Origin of the sequence: Pseudochrobactrum mosebachae (assembly GCF_048914685.1) — a bacterium.
In the GTDB taxonomy this organism is placed as follows: domain Bacteria; phylum Pseudomonadota; class Alphaproteobacteria; order Rhizobiales; family Rhizobiaceae; genus Pseudochrobactrum.
In genome coordinates, this window is sequence record NZ_CP128408.1 from 505,778 (window position 1) to 526,806 (window position 21,029).

18 protein-coding genes are annotated in these 21,029 nt (G+C 50.0%); 5 read left to right on the forward strand and 13 right to left on the reverse strand.

Translation table 11 applies throughout. From position 1 onward, the window contains the following. Positions 1 to 403: 403 nt before the first annotated feature. From nusB to MP213Fo_RS02430, 10 genes are all read right to left on the reverse strand, one after another. Entirely contained in the window at positions 404 to 907 is a 504-nt protein-coding gene (gene nusB, locus MP213Fo_RS02385) for a transcription antitermination factor NusB (protein ID WP_421090100.1), read from the reverse strand. Between the two features lies 1 nt (position 908). Continuing rightward, positions 909 to 1,370, reverse strand: a complete 462-nt coding sequence (gene ribH / locus MP213Fo_RS02390; RefSeq protein ID WP_421090101.1) for a 6,7-dimethyl-8-ribityllumazine synthase — start codon at positions 1,368 to 1,370, stop codon at positions 909 to 911. A 313-nt stretch (positions 1,371 to 1,683) separates the two neighbouring features. Next, complete coding sequence (locus MP213Fo_RS02395; protein ID WP_421090102.1) at positions 1,684 to 2,292, reverse strand: riboflavin synthase; 609 nt, start codon at positions 2,290 to 2,292, stop codon at positions 1,684 to 1,686. A gap of 70 nt (positions 2,293 to 2,362) precedes the next feature. Beyond that, the gene (gene ribD / locus MP213Fo_RS02400; RefSeq protein ID WP_421090975.1) at positions 2,363 to 3,454 is read right to left on the reverse strand and encodes a bifunctional diaminohydroxyphosphoribosylaminopyrimidine deaminase/5-amino-6-(5-phosphoribosylamino)uracil reductase RibD; all 1,092 of its coding nucleotides are present in this window, start codon (positions 3,452 to 3,454) and stop codon (positions 2,363 to 2,365) included. Between the two features lie 222 nt (positions 3,455 to 3,676). Beyond that, positions 3,677 to 4,174, reverse strand: a complete 498-nt coding sequence (gene nrdR, locus MP213Fo_RS02405) for a transcriptional regulator NrdR (RefSeq protein ID WP_421090103.1) — start codon at positions 4,172 to 4,174, stop codon at positions 3,677 to 3,679. A gap of 194 nt (positions 4,175 to 4,368) precedes the next feature. Next, positions 4,369 to 5,676 carry a serine hydroxymethyltransferase gene (glyA, locus tag MP213Fo_RS02410; RefSeq protein WP_421090104.1) on the reverse strand — a complete coding sequence of 436 codons (1,308 nt, stop codon included), beginning with the start codon at positions 5,674 to 5,676 and terminating at the stop codon, positions 4,369 to 4,371. A 275-nt stretch (positions 5,677 to 5,951) separates the two neighbouring features. Further along, the gene (locus MP213Fo_RS02415; protein ID WP_421090105.1) at positions 5,952 to 7,271 is read right to left on the reverse strand and encodes a L,D-transpeptidase family protein; all 1,320 of its coding nucleotides are present in this window, start codon (positions 7,269 to 7,271) and stop codon (positions 5,952 to 5,954) included. A gap of 410 nt (positions 7,272 to 7,681) precedes the next feature. Then, the gene (locus MP213Fo_RS02420) at positions 7,682 to 8,227 is read right to left on the reverse strand and encodes a hypothetical protein (protein WP_421090106.1); all 546 of its coding nucleotides are present in this window, start codon (positions 8,225 to 8,227) and stop codon (positions 7,682 to 7,684) included. Positions 8,228 to 8,419: 192 nt separating this feature from the next. After that, a complete protein-coding gene (locus MP213Fo_RS02425; RefSeq protein WP_421090107.1) occupies positions 8,420 to 8,851 on the reverse strand; it encodes a DUF6163 family protein in 432 nt (143 codons plus the stop codon). 138 nt (positions 8,852 to 8,989) lie between these two features. Then, a complete protein-coding gene (locus MP213Fo_RS02430; protein ID WP_421090108.1) occupies positions 8,990 to 10,105 on the reverse strand; it encodes an enoyl-CoA hydratase/isomerase family protein in 1,116 nt (371 codons plus the stop codon). Between the two features lie 351 nt (positions 10,106 to 10,456). On the opposite strand from MP213Fo_RS02430, the gene hemB reads away from it, so the two are divergent. From hemB to MP213Fo_RS02445, 3 genes are all read left to right on the forward strand, one after another. Beyond that, on the forward strand, positions 10,457 to 11,458 hold the full coding sequence (hemB, locus tag MP213Fo_RS02435) for a porphobilinogen synthase (protein WP_421090109.1): 1,002 nt from the start codon (positions 10,457 to 10,459) through the stop codon (positions 11,456 to 11,458). Between the two features lie 142 nt (positions 11,459 to 11,600). Further along, positions 11,601 to 12,071, forward strand: a complete 471-nt coding sequence (locus tag MP213Fo_RS02440; protein ID WP_421090110.1) for an RDD family protein — start codon at positions 11,601 to 11,603, stop codon at positions 12,069 to 12,071. Positions 12,072 to 12,295: 224 nt separating this feature from the next. Then, positions 12,296 to 13,051, forward strand: a complete 756-nt coding sequence (locus MP213Fo_RS02445) for an arginyltransferase (RefSeq protein WP_421090111.1) — start codon at positions 12,296 to 12,298, stop codon at positions 13,049 to 13,051. A gap of 119 nt (positions 13,052 to 13,170) precedes the next feature. Here MP213Fo_RS02445 and MP213Fo_RS02450 read toward each other — a convergent pair whose 3' ends face one another. Then, on the reverse strand, positions 13,171 to 13,632 hold the full coding sequence (locus tag MP213Fo_RS02450) for a GNAT family N-acetyltransferase (RefSeq protein WP_421090112.1): 462 nt from the start codon (positions 13,630 to 13,632) through the stop codon (positions 13,171 to 13,173). A gap of 182 nt (positions 13,633 to 13,814) precedes the next feature. Then, entirely contained in the window at positions 13,815 to 16,067 is a 2,253-nt protein-coding gene (parC, locus tag MP213Fo_RS02455) for a DNA topoisomerase IV subunit A (RefSeq protein WP_421090113.1), read from the reverse strand. A 255-nt stretch (positions 16,068 to 16,322) separates the two neighbouring features. Between parC and MP213Fo_RS02460 the strand changes: the two genes are divergently transcribed. Further along, complete coding sequence (locus MP213Fo_RS02460; protein WP_421090114.1) at positions 16,323 to 17,594, forward strand: hypothetical protein; 1,272 nt, start codon at positions 16,323 to 16,325, stop codon at positions 17,592 to 17,594. Between the two features lie 130 nt (positions 17,595 to 17,724). Here the strand turns inward: MP213Fo_RS02460 and aspS are convergent, their stop codons facing one another. After that, on the reverse strand, positions 17,725 to 19,515 hold the full coding sequence (aspS, locus tag MP213Fo_RS02465) for an aspartate--tRNA ligase (protein ID WP_421090115.1): 1,791 nt from the start codon (positions 19,513 to 19,515) through the stop codon (positions 17,725 to 17,727). Positions 19,516 to 19,842: 327 nt separating this feature from the next. Between aspS and rnd the strand changes: the two genes are divergently transcribed. Continuing rightward, positions 19,843 to 20,997, forward strand: a complete 1,155-nt coding sequence (gene rnd, locus MP213Fo_RS02470) for a ribonuclease D (RefSeq protein WP_421090116.1) — start codon at positions 19,843 to 19,845, stop codon at positions 20,995 to 20,997. Positions 20,998 to 21,029 lie beyond the last annotated feature (32 nt).

The window sequence follows — 21,029 nt, forward strand, 5'->3', positions numbered from 1 at the left end:
CTGCAGTCTGTTCAGACAGAAACAGAATTCAATATTATCTTCAGTCAGAGCATTTTCAATTTAGATTGAACCACTAAAAAGGCCCTGTGTATTTTTCGCGCATTTTGCTGTCAAAACTGCTTCACAGTCTTTACGATGCCCGCTTTATCAAGTCGTCAGAGTCCGGTTTATTATACAGTCATACGCACTTAGCACCTGTCTGATCAGCATGCTTCAGGCTTGTCTTCCGGTATTCTGCGCACAGGATGCGAAAGCCTGAGACAAACGTCAAGCATCTGTTTTTCAGTTAAGAAGCATGATTTTATCAACAGGCACAAAAAAGCCGGCACAAACTTGCACCGGCTGTGATGTTTGCAAGACTGCAAGCAGAAAAGCTTTTTCAGGCTAACCGCTCAATATCCAGTCAGCGCGGGGTTTTCTTATTGCCACGGCTTTCGCCACGCACTTCAAACGCTAGGCGGTCAAGCACAGCATTCACCAGCTTTGGCTCGTCTATTTCATAAAACGCTTTGGCAATATCGACATATTCAGAGACGATAACCGCTGTCGGTACTTCTTTTTTCGTACGCAATTCCCAGATTCCGGCACGCAGGATCGCCCGCAGGGTCGAATCAAGACGTGAAAGCGGCCAATCTTCTGTGAGCGACTGGCGGATCATCGGATCCAGAATGCGCTGATCGGCAACAACACCGGCGATGATCGCACGGAACCATTGCGGGTCGGCATCAAGATACTGATCGCCATCGACTTCTTTGCCGAGACGGAAATTTTCATATTCAGCAGCAATGTCCAGTACACCGGTACCGGTGACTTCCATCTGATACAGTGCCTGAACGGCAGCAAGACGGGCTACGCCTCGCTTATTGGCAGTGCGCGGCGCATTTTGCGGCGCTTGAGGGGCGGACATATCAGGCTCCAAGTTTTTTCTGTAATTCAATCATCGACAAAGCGGCGCGTGCAGCAAATCCGCCTTTATCTTTTTCACTTATCTTTGCACGAGCCCAAGCCTGTGCTTCATTTTCTACTGAAAGCACACCATTACCAAGGGCAATGCTCTCAGACACAGTCAGGTCAGTCAAAGCGCGGCAGGTTTCTCTTGAAACAATATCAGAATGATGTGTTTCACCGCGAATAACCGCACCAAGTGCTACATAACCGTCAAACTCTGTACCACCGCCAGCTTCGGCATCCAGCGCAAAAGAAACTGCCGCCGGAATTTCAAGCGCACCCGGCACCGTCACAACCTGATAGGTCGCACCGGCATCTTCAAGGGCAGCAATGGCACCTTCAAGCAAGGCATCTGAAAGTCCGTCATAATAACGCGCCTCAACAATCAGAATATGTGGCGGATAAGCCAGTTCTCCGGTCATCTCATTCTCCATATCCGTTATTTAAGCATTCACAGATAAAAACATTGCAACTGCCCCTGTAAGCAGAGTGGATTACAGAAGCGGGCACATATTCTATTCTATAGAAACCGGCGGCATTTACAATTTCAGATAAATCAGAGCATCAGCATAATGCGCAAGGCCAGAGCGGTAATAAACTGTGCTCTACAGCATTATTGAAAAAAAGTAATCCCTGTTTGCGGCAGTTTAGCGGTTTTATCGCATAAAGCCGCAAAGCAGGGCAATCAACGGCACCGTAAAGATACCCGAGAGGCTTATTTGTTAACCCAAACGCTTATTTGTTAAATTGTGCCAACCGCGCCGCATAACGTGCCAGCTGATCAATTTCGATATTCAGCTTGTCACCAGCCTCGCGTGTTCCCCATGTGGTGACTTCCAGCGAGTGGCGGATCAGCAGCACATCAAACTCATTACCGTTAACGCCATTCACTGTCAGCGAAGTGCCGTCGAGTGCAACCGAGCCCTTTTGCGCAATAAATGGCGCCAGCTCTTCCGGTGCACGAATGGTAAAGCGCACTGCCTCACCCTCATGTTTGACGCTGATAACTTCAGCCATAGCATCGACATGGCCGGATACCAGATGGCCGCCCATTTCATCGCCAAGCTTCAACGAACGCTCAAGATTAATTTTCTGGCCGGCTTTCCATGTGCCGATAGTGGTAAGCCGCAGCGCTTCTTCCCATGCCTCAACTTCAAACCAGCGGGCATTGCTCTCATGATCCGGCAAGCGAGTAACTGTCAGGCACACACCTGAACAGGCAATGGATGCACCGATCTCAATGGTTTTAGGATCATAGGCTGTTTCAATGCGCAGTAAAACACCCTCATCAAGCGTTTTGATATCCGATACTTCGCCGATATCAGTCACAATACCCGTAAACATCCGTCATTCTCCACTTAATCCAAGCCATATAAGAGCCACTTATGCCGTTACAGGCTGGCATCATGCCAAGTCAGCTTAGCTTGCGCTTATATTCTCTCATACGGTCGGTGGCAAAATTCATCTCGCCGGTTTTAACAAAATCCGCGGCAACAAATGCGCGCAAACCTTCTACAGCCAAAGCCTGTCCGTCACCGCCGGAAAGGATCGGGTTCGGCCCGTCAAACAGCATCAGCCGGTCAACCAGCCCCTGCGCCAGAAATGCCTGAGCAACCACTGCGCCGCCTTCAACCATAACAGTTGCAATGCCCTGCGCTGCCAGATCATCCAGCAGCTCTGGCAAAGCGATTTTGTCACCTTCACATTCGGTAGCCAGAATACGGCACCCTGCCTCGATCAGCTGGGCACGCTTGACCGGATCGGCATCATTATTGGCGGCAATCCATAAAGGCACCTGCCGCGCAGAACGAACCAGTTTAGAGGTCAGCGGCATACGCAGATCACTATCAAGGATAACGCGCACCGGCGAGCGATCCTGCAAGCCGGGCAAACGACAGTTCAAGACCGGATCATCAGCAATCACAGTGCCAACACCAACCATAATGGCATCGGTCTGCGCACGGCGCATATGCACCTGTGCAATACTCACCGCACCGGTAATGGCAATTTGTCCACGCCCGACACAGCCCACATAGCCGTCGACCGAGAGCGCCAGCTTCAACATCACTTCCGGGCGCTTTAAAAAGGAACGTGATAAATAACCTGCCAGTTCAAGATCACCCTGCTCCTGCAGCACGCCGGATACCACTTCAAGCCCTGCATCACGCAACAGCTGGTAGCCACGCCCCGCCACACGCGGATCAGGATCATTGGTTGATGCCACAACGCGCGTGATACCAGCGGTAACCAGCGCCTCGGCACAAGGCGGTGTGCGTCCATGATGGGCGCAAGGCTCCAGCGTAACATAGGCAGTAGCACCTTTGGCCAGCTCACCAGCTTCTGCCAGTGCCTGCGTTTCCGCATGCGGACGGCCACCTTCAGCAGTCACCCCACGCCCGACAATGACCGGCCCCGAGCCATTATCAGCCACAATCAGTGTCGCAACGGATGGGTTTGTGCCGGTAATACCAAGATGGCGGCGCGAATAGCGGATTGCTGCCGCCATAAACCGCCGGTCCAGTTCCGAGATTTTCCCTTCGTCAGTTGCAGTCTGACGAGCCGTCGCGTTCTGAGCTTTATTCATATGCCAAATTCCAGTACGGGAAGTTTCTTTGCGGGCACAATTCATCTTTTATGAAAGGTAAAAACTGTGCCTCAAGTCTTTATTATTTTAAAATTAACGCAGTTTTGATTGCCCAATCAGCTTCTGACACGTTTTGGGCAAGTTTCAGTCTTGATTTGCCTCATCTGCCAAGGCCTGATCAGCTGCCTCTTCGGCAATGCTCAGCTCGTCAATAACATTATGGAAGTCTTTGGCCACACTGAAATTGCGATAGACCGAAGCAAAGCGGATATAGGCAATATCATCAACCCCTTTCAGAGCCTCCATTGCCAGACGGCCAATTTCTTCTGAAGGAATTTCGACCTCGCCTGAGCTTTCGAGTTGGCGCACAATGCCCGAAACCGCACGTTCCACACGCTCGATATCGACCTCGCGCTTGCGCAGCGCCACCTGCACTGAATGCATTAGCTTGTCGCGGTCAAATGGTACACGGCGCCCGCTCTTTTTTACCACCATCAATTCACGCAGCTGCACACGCTCGAAAGTCGTGAACCGGCCACCGCATACCGAACACACACGGCGGCGGCGAATAACAGAGCCGTCCTCGGTAGGGCGGGAATCTTTAACCTGCGTATCTTCAGACTGGCAAAACGGACAGCGCATGGCTTTTAACTCTCATTTCAACTTGAGCGGCACAACCGGATAAAGACCCTTAGCGGCTTTGCCGTATGTTTTACAGTTCAGCCGTTAAATTTCAATCTCTGATATATATATCTTATTTATATCAGAGAATAAAAAACGCCGCATAACACTGTTGTGATACGCGGCGTCTGATTTTATTGCACGTTTAAAAATGCTTATCCGAGATAATCATACATCGGGAAGTTTTCAGTCAGTTCAATAACCTTCTTCTGAACAGCCTGCTCAACAATAGCATTACCTTCATCGGAATTTGCGGTTTTCAAACCATCCAGCACTTCGGTAATCAGATCACCGATCTGTTCAAATTCCTTGATACCAAAACCACGGGTTGTGCCTGCCGGTGTACCAAGACGGATACCGGAGGTTACAAACGGCTTTTCAGGATCAAACGGAATACCGTTTTTGTTGGTGGTAATATTGCCACGGCCAAGTGCAGCTTCAGCGCGCTTACCTGTCGCATTTTTCGGACGCAGATCCACCAGCATCAGATGGTTGTCTGTACCGCCGGAAACAATATCAAGGCCATTTTTCTTCAGGTTTTCAGCCAGCGCCTGTGCGTTTGCCACAACATTCTGCGCATAGGTTTTGAATTCAGGCTTCAAAGCTTCTGCCAGAGCCACAGCCTTACCGGCGATGACATGCATCAGCGGGCCGCCCTGAAGACCCGGGAATACAGCCGAATTGAACTTCTTGGCCAAATCCGCGTCATTGGTCATGATCATACCACCGCGTGGACCGCGCAGCGATTTATGGGTTGTGGTGGTGCAAACATGGGCATGCGGCACAGGTGAAGGATGTACACCGGCAGCAACCAGACCGGCAATATGTGCCATATCAACCATCAGATACGCGCCGATTTCATCAGCAATCTCACGGAAGCGCTTCCAATCCCAAATGCGGGAATAAGCAGTACCACCAGCAAGAATCAGCTTCGGCTTCTTCTCACGGGCAAGACGTGCCACTTCATCCATATCCAGCAGGTGATCGTCTTGACGCACACCGTAAGATACCACGTTGAACCATTTACCGGACATATTGACCGGTGAACCGTGTGTCAGGTGACCACCGGAATTGAGATCCAGACCCATGAATGTATCGCCCGGCTGCAACAGCGCGAGGAAAACTGCCTGGTTCATCTGGCTGCCGGAATTTGGCTGCACGTTGACAAAATCTGCACCAAACAGCTTTTTTGCACGTTCAATCGCCAGTTCTTCAACGATATCAACATACTGGCAGCCGCCATAATAGCGCTTGCCCGGATAGCCTTCAGCATATTTATTGGTGAGAATTGAGCCCTGAGCTTCCAGAACAGCGCGAGAAACAATGTTTTCCGAAGCAATCAGCTCGATTTCGTGACGCTGACGGCCAAGTTCCTTACGGATTGCGCCAAAAATTTCGGCATCCGCCTCTTCAAGACCTTTATTAAAGAATGCTTCGAGAGAAGCACTGTTCGCCTGCGACATATCAATTCCTTCCGGTTTCCGGTCAAAAGTCAATCAGCCACCATTCCGAACCGCTGCCTGCGTGCCCGTATGGAATTTTACTGCTTTCTGTCCTTACAATTTGAATAAGAGACAGAAAATCATGAAGTGCCATTATCACACTTGTACGAAAGGCTCCATTGCTATCAGGCGATAATCTTTGACGTAAAACAGCCAAATAACAGCTTATCTGTAACTTAAATAAAAAAAGCCGCCCTAAGGCGGCTTTTAAACCAGTGCTAAATTACGTTTTATCTTCAGATATTTGAACCGACAGCGAGTTCTGCCGCACCATCCATCTTATAAATATCATCACGGAATTGCGGAACACCGTCACCGGTTGACCATGCCGAGATATAAACAAAATACAGCGGCACAGGATCAACCAGCTGGATCGGATTATTCTGACCGGCCTTGATCGTGTCTTCAATCGTCTGACGATCCCAGCCCGGTGTATTTTTCAACAACCACACATCCAGATCGCGGATATTCTGCACGCGGATACAGCCGGATGAGTCAAAGCGCATCAGATTGTTGAAGGTACCCTTTTGCGGGGTGTCATGCATATAAACGGCATGGCTATTGTGGAAGTTGATTTTGGTTGATGCCATCGCATTGATTTTGCCCGGATCCTGACGAAAACGCAGCTTCACGGCATCTTCAGTGTTCCAGTCAACGCTTTCCGGCGGCACTTCCTGCCCCTGCCCGTCGAACAGGCGAATTTTGTTCTTGGTCAGATATTGCGGATCCTTGCGCATCAGCGGAATAATATCCTTACGGATGATCGATGTTGGCGCGGTCCAGTAAGGGTTAAGAATAACCTCATGGATTTTGGACGTCAGAATTGGTGTCTGGCGGTCAATTTTGCCGACTACCGCAGTATGGCGCTGTTCAACACGACCATTTTGCACGGCCTCAATCTGCGCTGCCGGGATATTGACCATGACAAAACGGGACTGATCCACATTGGCCAAAGTGCCGAGGCGCTGCAAATTGGTATTGAGCTGCCCCAGACGCACATCGGCGCTGACATTCATGGCTTTATAGGTCACATCGCCCATCACACCATCGGCAGGCAGGCCGTGGCGCGCCTGAAAGCGCTTTACCGCAGCATCCACATAGGTATCAAACGATGTAGAAGAGCCAATGCCCTGCGGCAGATCACCGGAGATCATCAGACGCTGGCGCAGAATAGGCACAACCTGACTTTTGGCCCCAAGGCGCAAGCGCTCATTGCCGGGCACTGCAGGCCAGCCGCCATTGGCAACAATAGTGCTGTAATTATTAATCGCAGCAGAAATATAATTCAGCGTCTGCGGGCTCATGATCGGCTGGTTGGTAGCAATAGCCTTGGCACCACCGGTGCCGCGGGCGTCGAATGTATCGCTCCAGTTACCGCGACGGCCGGAAGACAGCACATCATTGAGGCCTATGGCCTGTGCGAAAGCGCCTGATGACAGCGCAGGCGCTGCCAATGCTGCAAGTCCGAGACTGGCTGCGCTGCGCAAAAACAAGCGGCGATCCAAGGTTTTAGCCTGAGAAGTGCCTTTGCTGCCGTCCTTCACACTATGCTTCATTCTCAAATCCTCAATAGGTCTAGATTCTTAAAGCACTTTCAGCCGACCAGCGAAATGCTCCCGCAGAAACAGTGTCTGTACCATTCATAGCATATCAATCATCAAATACTAAAATTTGACTATGAATGCTTAAACGCAAAACAAAAACTGAACTAATAATATGCTGTAATCATGATGACATGGTTTATCGCCATAGCATTGGCAGCGGGTATTCAAGCCCGCTTCATATTCAAACGCTCGATACCGCTATCAATAGTTTTGTGGCTTAAACATGTCTGCAGGCATTACGGCAAGTGAATATAGTTATCTGCTGCTGAAAAACCCTGCGCAGATTATGCTTATTCCCCGATTGTGACCATTTCGCAACGACAGGTGTTATGAAAACCGCTGCGCACTTTTCGGGTTGCGCTTTAAGCCGGCTGGTAGTTGGCTGCGTTATCTGAGGTTTTATTTGAAATGCACATTCTACGGCTGAATTTTTGCAGGCGCTGCAGCGAAACATGCATCGAGGCAAGGCGTTTTGTATCCGGCACATCTTTACCGGTGCCGCTCAGATATACATAAGTGTATAAATCATAAAGACCATCAGCAACCGCCTGCCCTTTGGCTGTCAGCTCCACCAGTGCCTCATTGGCCCTATCAGAGCAGACATAGCCTTGCGCATAGAGGCTTGCGAGAATGATCGCCGCATTTGGTGCAACCGGCTCCACTGCTTGCCAGAGCTGCGCCATATCCTGCACACCATTGCTGATACAAAACAGCATCAAAGCCTGTTCAGAACTCAACGGATAATCACGCCTGTCTGCAAATGTCAGGTTGAAAAATGTAAGTACGCGCCGGTAATGACGGTTCAGCTGCCGCTCCACCTCATGACACAGCACCTGCAAGCCGGTGTTATTTCCAACACCAGTTTCAGCCTGCAAATCTTGTGTCTTGGTATGAACCGGCTCTTGCATCAGCACCCAACTTTATCTCTGCCATCATCGCCACACATGCACAGACCGAATAAGACCTGTTGCATATGTGATGATGATTTTAGGAAACAGCGATGAAGTTCCGCTTAAGCAGCAAGGCTAACAAGGCGTTAACAGGTATAAACAGCGGCATTGTCCACGCTATTTTGCAAAGTAGCGGGTTTTGAAATGCATTTAATGCACCGGTGTGGCCAGTTGCCGCTTGCCCTGAAAGAACAATCCGATACGAAAACCTGCATAGATCACCAGAAACGCGATATTAACGCCAGCGAGCAGCGGGAAATATTCGAAAAACCGCGCGAGAACCGTATAAACAAGAATTTGTGCAATTGCTGTCAGCACCCAGAGCACAGCGCCCCATGAAGCACGAATCCACATACCTGTTGCCACAATCGGCAAAGCAATCGCCAGACTGACGCACATTGCCTGCCATTGCCATGGCATCAGATCAAAGCGCCAAAGCAAGCCCGGATACAGGCCGATCAACCGTAACCAGTAATAAACGCCACCGGCCAGACAAACCAGCGCCACAAAGCGAACGAACCAGACAAACCAGCTATGCAGGGCTGAATCCCCCGTGCGCAGTCTCAGCTGATCATCCATCATGCGGCTCATTACCTTTTGTCGTTTTTAAAGACCGGCCTTAATACCGGTTTCCACAATTCAGAACATACAGCTCTTTATATTAACGCAAGGCCGGACGGAAAACCGGTTCCCACAACCCTGAACCTGCAGCTCTTTATATTAACGCAGGTTCGGACGGAAAACCGGTTCCCACTTTTCCTGAACCTGCTCAATCGTTGCAGGGCACCATTCGGGATTACCGGTTTTATCAATCAGAACAGCGCCCACACCAGCATAAAAATCATGCCCGCGCAGCAGAATCTCTGCCAGAGCGTACTCTATTTTCAATTGCCGATCCAAGCGCGCACCGTAACTAAGTGCCGGATTTGCACGAATAAATGCTTCCGCATCCTTAATCAGCGTGAAAATGGCACAAAGGCTGGTTGGAGAGCGACGTGCCAGCACTTGCGCAGTATCTTGTGCAAATGCATCGCCGTCAGCCGCAGCCTTATCAAAACCGGCAATGCAATGTGTCAGTGTATCGCCACCACAGCAGCGGGCTATCAGACTGCGCTGTGCTTCAGGCATTTCCCAGTCCGGTTGCGCTAAAGGCATAACTGCATTCTTGTTCAAGATATCATCCGGCAGGTGCCCGCCTATCAGCTGCTCACGCAAATATTCTATCTGTTGTGCATATAAAGCATGGGTAGCAAGGCCGCTTTGCAAACAATCGCCCCAGCGAATGGCGGAACCGGTAAGCCCGAGCCAGAGGCCGAGTTTCTGCGGTAACAACGGTAAAAAAGCACTGGCACCAACATCGGTAAAAAATCCGATCCCACTTTCAGGCATCGCAAACAGCGTATTTTCAGTCACAATACGATGCGAGCCATGAATAGAAATACCGGCACCGCCGCCCATAGTGATGCCGTCAAGCACAGCGATATACGGCTTTTTGTAGGAACCCATGAGGCTATTGAGACGATACTCATCTTTGAAAAAAGCAAACGCAGGCGTGCCGTTTTTGCCCGCATGATAGGCAGCAACCACATCGCCACCGGCACAAAAAGCGCGTCCCTCACCCTCAATCAGAACGGATTTAATATGGTCATCATCCGCCCAATGCAGCAGCGCGCGCTCCATTGCCAGCACCATTTTATGGGTCAGTGCATTGAGCGCTTTGGGGCGGGTGAGCCTGATCAGCCCCAGCGCCCCATGTGCTGCAAACTGCACCTCATCATCACCGCCAAAATCAGGCAAAGCTCTATCCTCATTGAGGTTTACATAGCTATTTGTCATGCCTTTGCCCTTTTTATCCTGCTGCAGATATTACGAATAAAACAGTTATCAAAGTCACTATCTGATCCGGAGCAGAACCGGAGCTGACAATTACCAGCTGGCCATTATCTGGTTTACTCTCCAAGCGCGGCAATAATTCACACCTTAAAAGCGGTTTTAATCAAGCTGCAACCACATATTGGATGATATGGCTCAATGACTAAGTCTGTATTCTTAACTCTGGCTTAACTCTGGCCTAACACTGGCCTAACTCGGGCTCAACACCGGATCCGGCGTGTACTGGTATTGTGCCGGTATCTGGTCTGGATTTGGAGTTATTTAAGCTTAATATGCCGAAAACGGAAAATGATTATGCGTACAATTGACGAAATCACCCAAAACCGCCGCCTGCGCCGTACCCGTCGTACTGACTGGTCACGCCGTTTGGTACAGGAAAATACGTTAAGCGTTAATGATCTGATCTGGCCGTTTTTTGTGTGTGAAGGCAGCAATGTTACCTCGCCGGTTGCTGCCATGCCCGGCGTCAACCGGTTTTCAGTGGATATGGCTGTGCGCCAGGCTGAAAAAGCCGCCAGACTTGGGATACCGGCAATTGCTCCATTTCCGAATGAACCGGCGCGGATTAAAACGCAGGACGGTTCTTATATTGCCAATCCGGACAATCTGATCAATGCGGTAACGCGCGCGATCAAAAAGGAAGTTCCGGAGATCGGCATTATCACCGATGCCGCGCTTGATCCTTTTACCAGCGATGGCCATGACGGTATTTTGCGCAACGGTATTATCCTCAATGATGAATCCGTTGAGATGGTTGTGCGCGGTGCGCTGGCGCAGGCCGAAGCTGGTGCGGACATTATCGCCCCTTCCGATATGATGGATGGCCGTGTGGGTGCAATCCGTGATGCGCTGGACGCTAATGGCTTTCAGCATATTCCGATTATGTCTTATGCCACCAAATTTGCTTCGGCATTTTACGGGCCATATCGTGAGGCGATCGGCACCGCAGGCGTGCTGAAAGGCGATAAGAAAACCTATTATCTCGATCCGGCCAATAGTGATGAAGCTGTGCGTGAAGCCGAGCAGGACGTGCTGGAAGGCGCGGATATGCTGATGGTTAAACCCGGCATGCCTTATCTCGATATTATTCAGCGGCTGAAAAGCCAGTTTGCCCTGCCAACATTTGCTTATCAGGTATCGGGGGAATATTCGATGATCAAGGCTGCCGGTCAAAATGGCTGGATTGATGAAGAAAGAGTGATGCTGGAAAGTCTGCTGGCTTTTAAACGCGCTGGTTGTGACGGTATCCTGACGTATTTTGCCCTTGAGGTCGCTGAAAAACTGCAGGCAGGCTAAAGCAAGATAAACAGGTCTGCATGACGTATTATCACGGGCGCAAAGTTGATCCATTAAGGATGTGAAATGCTGTTACCTTGAAATAGCGCTTAACGCTTCCTATCTCATTCTCATAACTTGAATTAGGAGCAACCATAGACCGATGAATGACCGAACAGTCCATAACGACATTGTTCTGCCGCGCTTTGAAGACCGCCGTCTTTATGAAGGTGTACGTACCAGACGTATCTTCGCCTTCATGATCGACTATTGCATTGTCTTTCTGTTGTGCATTCCGGTGGCGATTATTATCGCATTGCTCGGCGTTCTTACCCTTGGTCTTGGCTGGATGCTCTATGGTATCCTGCTGCCGCTGGTCGCGCTGCCTTATGTGTATTTTACCGTTGGTGGTCGCAATAAAGCTACCACGGGTATGCGCATGATGGGTATTCATATTGAACGCATGGACGGCAAGCCGATTGACGGCCTGTTTGCAGTGGTACACTCGGTGCTGTTCTGGGCGGCCAATGTGTTGCTGACACCGCTGATCCTGCTGGCCACACTGTTTCTCGACTATAAGCGTGGTGTCCATGACATGCTGCTCGGCGCGGTGATCGTGCGCAGCAATCCATAATAATCCCCATTACAAACTATCAACAGCGCGGTCCAATCTATGCCGCGCTGTTTTCATTATCAGCTTTGTAAAAGACAAAATTCAGCTACTCAGATATCTCATCACATAAGCGGGATTTTACATCCCTGTGATTTGAACTATTATTAACCATTACGCAGCTCTTTTCACTGCACACTCTGAAACACAAATTTATTCGTCTCATTTATTGTTTTGACTGGCAGACCATGACACAGCATCAGCCGCAACCACAGCAGTTCTACCTTACAGCGCCGTCCGATTGTCCTTATCTGGAGAACCGTTCCGAGCGAAAGGTATTTACACATCTGGTTGGCAGCCGCGCGCCCGAGCTTAATGATCTGCTGACGCAAGCCGGTTTTCGTCGCTCACAAAATATCGCCTATCGTCCGGCTTGTGAAAATTGCAATGCCTGTGTCTCGGTGCGTATTCTGGCAGGCGAATTCAAAATGACGCCCTCAATGCGCCGCGTCTTTAAGCGCAATCAGGATCTGGTCGGCTTTGCCAGCAAGGCAGAGCCAAGCTCAGAACAATATTCACTGTTTCATGACTATCTCAATCATCGCCATCATCAGGGCGGCATGTCTGAAATGTCGGTGCTCGATTATGCGATGATGATTGAAGACAGCCATGTGAATACGCAGATTGTGGAATATCGTCTGCGCGGTGCTGACAGCATGATCACCGGTAAAGGCGAAGGCCCGCTGATTGCCGCAGCCCTTACCGATGTGATGGGTGACGGCGTATCCATGGTCTATTCGTTTTTCAATCCGGAGCTGGCTGACCGCTCGCTGGGCACTTATATTATTCTCGATCATATTATGCGTTGCAACGCGCTTGGCCTGCCGCATGTTTACCTCGGCTATTGGGTCAACGGCTCGCCGAAGATGCATTATAAAACCCGTTTCACTCCGCAGGAGCGACTGACCGCTAATGGCTGGGTACGCGCTGGAAGTGCAGAATAGTCTGACAATCAAACAAAAACCCGCATATTTCTACGCGGGTTCTTATATAATACATAATAATTATAGTATCTTACGGTGCGAAACTCATAATGAGATTCACCGGCACATTTGCATAAACTTCAAGCCTTACGACCAACTTTATATGCCATGCCCACTGATGCAGGTGTAACCGCTGCAAAGCCGTATTGCGTGTAAAGATGCTGCGCCGGACCATCAGCGATCAGACTGACATAAGCACTCTCCGGTGCATGTTCATCAAGATAGGCCATGATCTCGGTCATAATGACTTTGCCAAGCCCCTGCCCCTGATATTCAGGCAAGACCGCAATATCACAAACCTGATAGGTCGTGCCACCATCACCGATCACACGGCCCATACCAATAATCTGGTCATTGACAGCAATAAGAACCGCAAACAACCCGCCACTTAAACCACGTTCTGCAGCCTCGTGCGTTTTCGGGCTGAGCCCGCTTGCCTTACGCAGATGACAGTAGGTCTGCGCATCCGGCACCTGATGGAGCACCTGATATTTGATTTCACCGGATTTGTACTCCGAAGACGACTTTGTTTCAGTAGACATGTCTAAGTAACTATTCCCATTAATTTTACTCAGGATGATAAAAAACGGTTTCCTTATGTCAGAGCGTTTTCACTTTTCCTGAAGCTGCTCTATCTGTTTGCTTAACGCAGTTTCGGACGGAAAACCGGTTCCCATTTTTCCTGAAACTGCTCTAGAAAACCGCTTTGATTTTTCGTCTGTTCTCAGGCAGAGAATTTTCCAGTGCGCGGAAAGCCCTTTGGCACCATACGTCCGGCGGTCGCGCGAGCTGCGGTCCATTCCAGCAGTTCTTCTTTGCTACGGGTGAAGGTACGGCCGGCAGAATCCTGCCATGTCAGCCCCTGATCAATTGCAAAGCTGCGAATGTCAGAAACACCACCATCTTTATATTTCTGCAACCGCACGCCTTTACCGCGCGTGAGCTCTGGCAATTCAGACAGCGGGAAAACCAGCATTTTGCGGTTTTCACCAATCACAGCCACTGTATCACCGGAAAGACGCATACAAATTTTCATCTCATCAGGTGATTTCACATTCATGATCTGCTTGCCCTTGCGGGTATTAGCAATCACTTCCGTTTCATTGATCACAAAACCAAAACCCTCATGCGAGGCAACCATGAGTTTGGCTGCCGGATCATGCACAAAAGCACTCAGAATATCCTGATCATTTTCCATATCCACCAAAATACGGATCGGCTCGCCGTGACCACGTCCGCCCGGCAAAGTATTGGCACCAATTGTGTAAAATTTACCGCCGGTGGTAGCAACCACAACCTTGTCTGTGGTCTCGGCATGGAAAGCCAGCTGCAGCTTGTCACCCTCTTTAAACGACAGCGTCGAGAAGTCGGCAAGATGCCCCTTCATGGCGCGCATCCAGCCTTTTTCAGACACAACAATCGTGACTGGCTCGCGCTCGATCATCGCCTGATGGATATCTTCCAGATCATGGCTCGGTGCCACCGCAAACTGGGTGCGACGTTTGCCAAGCTTGGTTTCCGGCCCGAAAACCTCACGCACTTTTTTAATCTCGGTGCTGATAGTTTTCCACTGCTTGATTTCTGAACCGATCAGCTCTTCGAGCTGCGCTTTTTCCAATGTCAGCCCGTCAAATTCTTTACGAATTTCAAATTCTTCAAGCTTGCGCAGCGAGCGCAACCGCATATTCAGGATCGACTCAGCCTGCATGTCAGACAGGCTAAATGTGCGCATCAACTCCTGCTTCGGCTCATCCTCTTCACGGATGATGCGGATAACCTCATCCAGATTGAGATAAGCGATCAGATAGCCGCTCAGAATTTCAAGGCGTTTATCAATCTCATCAAGACGGTATTGCGAGCGCCGCACCAGCACATCTTTACGATGATCGAGCCACTCTTTAAGTACGCCGCCCAATGAAAGCACATTCGGCACACGACCATGCGAAAGCACATTCATATTCAGCGAAATACGCGTTTCAAGCTCTGTCAGCTTGAACAGGGATTCCATCAGCAATTCCGGATCAACCGTTCGGTTTTTAGGCTCCAGAACAATTCGGATATCCTCAGCGGATTCATCACGGATATCATCGAGCAGCGGCAGTCTTTTTGCCAGTAGCAACTCGGCGATCTTTTCAATCAGGCGGGATTTTTGCACCTGATACGGAATTTCGGTAATAATAACCGCCCATGTGCCACGGCCGAGATCTTCTTTTTCCCACTTTGCACGCACGCGAAATGCGCCGCGACCAGTGCGATAGGCTTCAAGAATATTCTCTTTAGGCTCAACCAGCACACCGCCGGTCGGCAGATCAGGCCCCGGCACCAATTGTACCAGCTCCTCAATGCTTGCATCCGGATTACGGATCAGCAGCAGTGATGCATCACACAGCTCGGCCACATTGTGCGGCGGAATATTGGTAGCCATACCAACCGCAATACCCGACGAACCATTGGCAAGAAGATTAGGAAATGCGCCAGGCAAAACGACCGGCTCTTCATCTTCTTCATTATAGGTCGGGCGAAAATCAATGGCGTTTTCAGTAATGCCTTCCAGCAGCAATGCAGCCACCTCGGTCATACGCGCTTCGGTATAACGCATAGCCGCCGGATTATCACCGTCGATATTACCAAAATTGCCCTGTCCGTCGACGAGCGGATATCGTACCGCAAAATCCTGTGCCAGACGTGCCAAAGCATCATAAATCGACGCATCGCCATGCGGATGGAATTTACCCATCACATCACCGACAATACGCGCGCATTTTGCATATGAGCCGCCGGGATTAAGCCGCAGCAAACGCATAGCATGCATGATACGGCGGTGAACCGGCTTAAGACCGTCACGAACATCCGGCAGCGCACGATGCATGATCGTGGACAGAGCATAGGCCAGGTAACGTTCTTCAAGCGCCGATTTCAGATCAACTGTTTCGACGTGATCATCGCCACCCGAAGGCGGAATCAAATTTTTTCCCATAGTTTATGGTTAGCAAGCGGCTGATTCTGCGGCAAGTCAAGATGCGTTGAGAGTACCAAATCCTCGTGGTTTTCCGCATTTTTCTGATTATTTCAGTTGAAATATGCTTACAATAACATCTGATTTTCATATCTCATCAACCGTGACTTGCTCATGAAGAAACTGGCTGCTACCAAAAACGACACAATTTTCATATTTTAAGATGATAAGTACATCCTGTACTCATATGTTACGTTCTATATTAAGGAGCCTCGAATGCCGGTTATGAAGCCGCTTTATACCGCTGCCCGCACACTTTCAGTTGCTACAGCACTCACTGTAATTTTCGCAGGCTCCGCCTACGCACTTGACGGTAATGACGTGGCCAAGCGTCTGCAGGCTCGCTTTGAAGAACAGGGCGCCAAAATCGAATTCGGTAAAGTCGACACTGATGGTTCAACCATTACCTTGCGTGATACCAAGGTTGATTTCAAAACCTCTGATGTTGGCCAGATCACCGTTGGTGATGTTGTTCTGAAAGATGTAGCGGAAGACGGCAAAGGCGGCTACACCGCTGAAACTGCAACGCTGCAGGATATTGAAAAGACCGAAGACAAAGCCACTTTTAAGGTTAAGGGCATTGAAATCGGCAAGCTGCATCTGGCGGCTGATGACGAACAGGACCCTGTCGTCAAAATGATGTATTATCAGAGCATGAAAGCCGACAGCGTGACCATTGCCGAAGACGGGCAGGAAATGGTGGCGATGAAGGATTTGTATGCCTCAACAAACCCTTACACCAAAGGCAGCCCGATCCTTGTTAATTTCGGCGTAAAATCCATTGATCTCGACCTTGAGAAAATGGAAGATGTACGCAAGAAAAATGAAGAGGCTTCCAAAGCTGAAACTCCTGACTCTGACGCTGATGCGACTGAAGACGAAGCAGCAACACCAAATCCGATGCTGGATCTCGGCTATAAAAAGCTGAATATGGTTGTAACTTCAACGGCCGCCTGGGAACCTGAAAAAGGTGACTTCTCCATCGACAAGATGGAGTTTGATGTTAAAGACCTCGGTAAGTTCGACACCACTTTTAAACTTGGCGGCTATGACGTTAAATTCGTCAAATCTGTCCAGCAAGCGACCGAACAGCTCAGCGCCAGCAAAGAAAACAGCGATGCGGCAAGCATGGCAATGCTTGGTCTGATCCAGCAGCTATCTGTCAGCGACATCAAGATCAGCTATGATGATCAGTCCCTGACACCCAAATTGCTCGATTATTATGCCAAGCAGCAGGGTATTGGCCGTGATGACATGGTCAACCAGATCAAGGGCATTGCCCCGCTTATGGTAGGCTTCCTTGGCCATGCGGATTTTGCCGTGCAGGCAACCAATGCAATCAATGCCTATCTGGATGATCCAAAATCCATCACAGTTGCTGCCCAACCGCAAGCACCGGTATCCTTTGCTCTGATTGCTGCAACAGCAACGGCTGAGCCTAAAAAGCTGCTTGATCTGCTAAATGTTAAAATCACAGCCAACAAGTAAGCCTTTGTAAATATTCTAAGAAAACCCGGCCATGTGCCGGGTTTTTTATTGCCCGGATTAAACGCAACGAAAAGCGCCGCTGGTCAAAGACCAGCGGCGCTTGTTATTTCTCAATCAGACTGAGATCAACTCAGTCTTTTTTAGCACTCGGGTTCACGCGGATATGCAGGTCACGCAGCTGTGCCGGCATCACTTCCGCAGGTGCGCCCATCAGCAGATCAACAGCCTGCTGGTTCATCGGGAACAGCGAAATATCGCGCAGGTTTTTGGCGCCCACCAGCAACATCACCACACGATCCACACCGGCAGCCATGCCACCATGCGGTGGTGCACCATATTGGAATGCACGATACAGGCCGCCGAAGCGATCTTCCACATCCTGCTGGCTCAAGCCAACCAGCTCAAACGCTTTAACCATAACTTCCGGCAGCTGGTTACGGATAGATCCGGATGCGATTTCAAAACCGTTACAGACCAGATCATACTGGTAGGCTTTCAGGCTCAGAGGATCCTGATTTTCCAGTGCATCCAGACCACCCTGCGGCATTGAGAACGGGTTATGCGCAAAATCGAGTTTCTTGTTGTCTTCGTCCCATTCATAGAACGGGAAGTCGATAATCCACGCCAGTTCAAAACGCTCACGGTCAACAAGGTTCAGTTCCTCACCGGCACGTGTGCGTGCAGCACCTGCAAAGGAATAGAATTTCTTAGGATCACCGGCGACAAAGAAACAAGCATCGCCATCCTCAAGACCAAGCTGCGTGCGGATAGCATCAGTCCGTTCAGCGCCGATATTTTTGGCAATCGGGCCTGCACCTTCAAGGGCTTCACCCTCTTTGCGCCAGAACACATAACCAAGACCCGGCTGGCCTTCGCTCTGCGCCCATGAATTCATACGATCACAGAAGGCACGCGAGCCACCGGTTTTGGCCGGAATTGCCCAAACTTCAACCTTAGGATCATTGGCGATCATATTGGCGAAAACTTTAAAACCGGAACCGGCAAAATGTGTCGTGACAGCCTGCATTTCAATCGGGTTACGCAGGTCCGGCTTGTCGGAACCATAGGTACGGATAGCATCATCATACGCAATACGACGGAAATTCTGCGTAACCGGCTTGCCTTCGGCAAATTCGGTGAAAATATCACGCATCACCGGTTCCATTGTCTCCCAGATTTCTTCCTGCGTGACAAAGCTCATTTCAAGGTCAAGCTGGTAGAATTCACCCGGCAAACGATCCGCACGCGGATCTTCATCACGGAAACAAGGAGCAATCTGGAAGTAGCGGTCAAAGCCGGCCACCATCAACAGCTGCTTATACTGCTGCGGTGCCTGTGGCAGCGCATAGAACTGGCCTTCATGGATGCGGCTTGGCACGAGAAAATCGCGTGCGCCTTCTGGTGAAGAGGCCGTCAGAATAGGCGTTGTAAATTCGTTAAAGCCGATCTCGGACATATGACGGCGCATTGATGCAATGATCTGGGTGCGCTTCATAATGTTTTTGTGCAGCGTGTCGCGGCGCAGATCGAGGAAACGATATTTCAGACGAATATCTTCCGGATAATCCGGCTCGCCAAAAACCGGCAGTGGCAGCTCTTTGGCAGCGGCCAGCACTTCGATTTCTTTGGCAACAATTTCGATCTCGCCGGTTGGCAGACCCGAATTAACGGTTTCATCGCTACGGGCGGTAACCACACCATCAACACGGATGACCCACTCACCGCGCAGGGTTTCAGCAACCTTAAACGCAGGAGAATCAGGATCAGCAACAATCTGGGTCAGGCCGTAATGGTCGCGGATATCGATGAAGAGAATGCCGCCATGATCACGGACACGATGAACCCAGCCGGAGAGACGAACTGTCTGGCCGACATCCGACTTGCGGAGGGCTGCGCAGGTATGGCTGCGATAACGATGCATGATTTCTGCCTTCGAGAGTGTGTAAAGAAACTTAAAATCTTTGATAAATTTTGATTTTTATGTTGTCGGACAAGCGCATTTTGGCTGCAAAAAGTCAAGACTAAGAGCGCTTATCGTCAGATCTAACCTATATTTTATATATAACCAGCCCTATAAGACTACACAACCGGCTCTAATCCGGCCGACTACGCATATCCTGTATCTGTTCTGTCTTTCTGCCCGCCAGTTTATAATGCTGACATGAAACCCGCAGATAAGTCACAAAATATCTGAATTTTCGCTTTTGCCCCCCGCGACAAAGCATTGCTGATTGGCTATACAAAAACAATGGAACTTATCACCACGACACAGGGCCTTGAAGAGGCCGTCTCACAGCTTTCAAGGTCAACTTTTGTCACTGTTGATACTGAATTCATCCGCGAAACCACATTCTGGCCTGAGCTTTGCCTGATCCAGATGGCGTCTCCTGATGCTACAGCGCTGGTTGATGCGCTGGCACCGGGAATCGATCTGTCGTCATTTTTCAAGCTGATGGCCGATACCAACATAGTTAAAGTGTTTCATGCGGCACGGCAGGATATTGAAATTGTCTTTCATCTCGGCGGCCTGATTCCGGAGCCGGTGTTTGATACGCAGGTTGCCGCTATGGTTTGCGGTTTCGGTGATGCGATTTCCTATGACCAGCTGGTGTCTAAAATCACCGGTGTGCAGCTCGATAAATCTTCACGCTTTACAGACTGGCGCCGCCGCCCTTTGAGCGAAAAGCAGCTCGATTATGCGCTCGCCGATGTTACCCACCTGCGTGATGTTTATCTGCATTTGCAAGAAAGCCTGAATAAAGAAGGCCGCAATGACTGGGTTCGTGAAGAAATCCGTATTCTGACCGCGCGCGAGACTTATGATGTGCATCCCGATGATGCATGGAAGCGGCTTAAAATCCGTTTGCGCAAACCATCTGAACTTGCCGTGATGCAAAAAGTGGCCGCATGGCGTGAACGTGCAGCACGCGAGCGCAATGTGCCGCGCGGGCGTGTGATTAAAGATGACACGATTCAGGAAATTGCCCAGCAGCAGCCCCGCGATGCGGAAGCGCTTGCACGGCTGCGCACGATTCCAAAAGGCTGGGAGCGCTCCTCCCATGCTAACGGGCTTGTTGAAACCATCAATGAAGCGCTGAGCATGCCTAAAGAAGATATGCCGCGCCTGCCAAAACAATATAATGCACCTGAAGGCACCGGTGCTGCATCGGATGTTCTGAAGCTGCTGCTCAAAATCATTACTGAAGATCATGGCGTCGCGCCAAAGGTTGTGGCCTCATCCGATGATATTGATCAGATTGCAGCCAAGGGCAATGCAGCCGATGTTCCGGCATTAAAAGGCTGGCGCCGTGAATTATTTGGTGAAAAAGCCCTGCAAATGCTTGAAGGTAAAATCGTTATTCAATTTGAAGATCGCCGCATCAAGGCTGTGACGCTCGATTAAAACGGATTTATTATCAGGCCGCTCAACTTAAC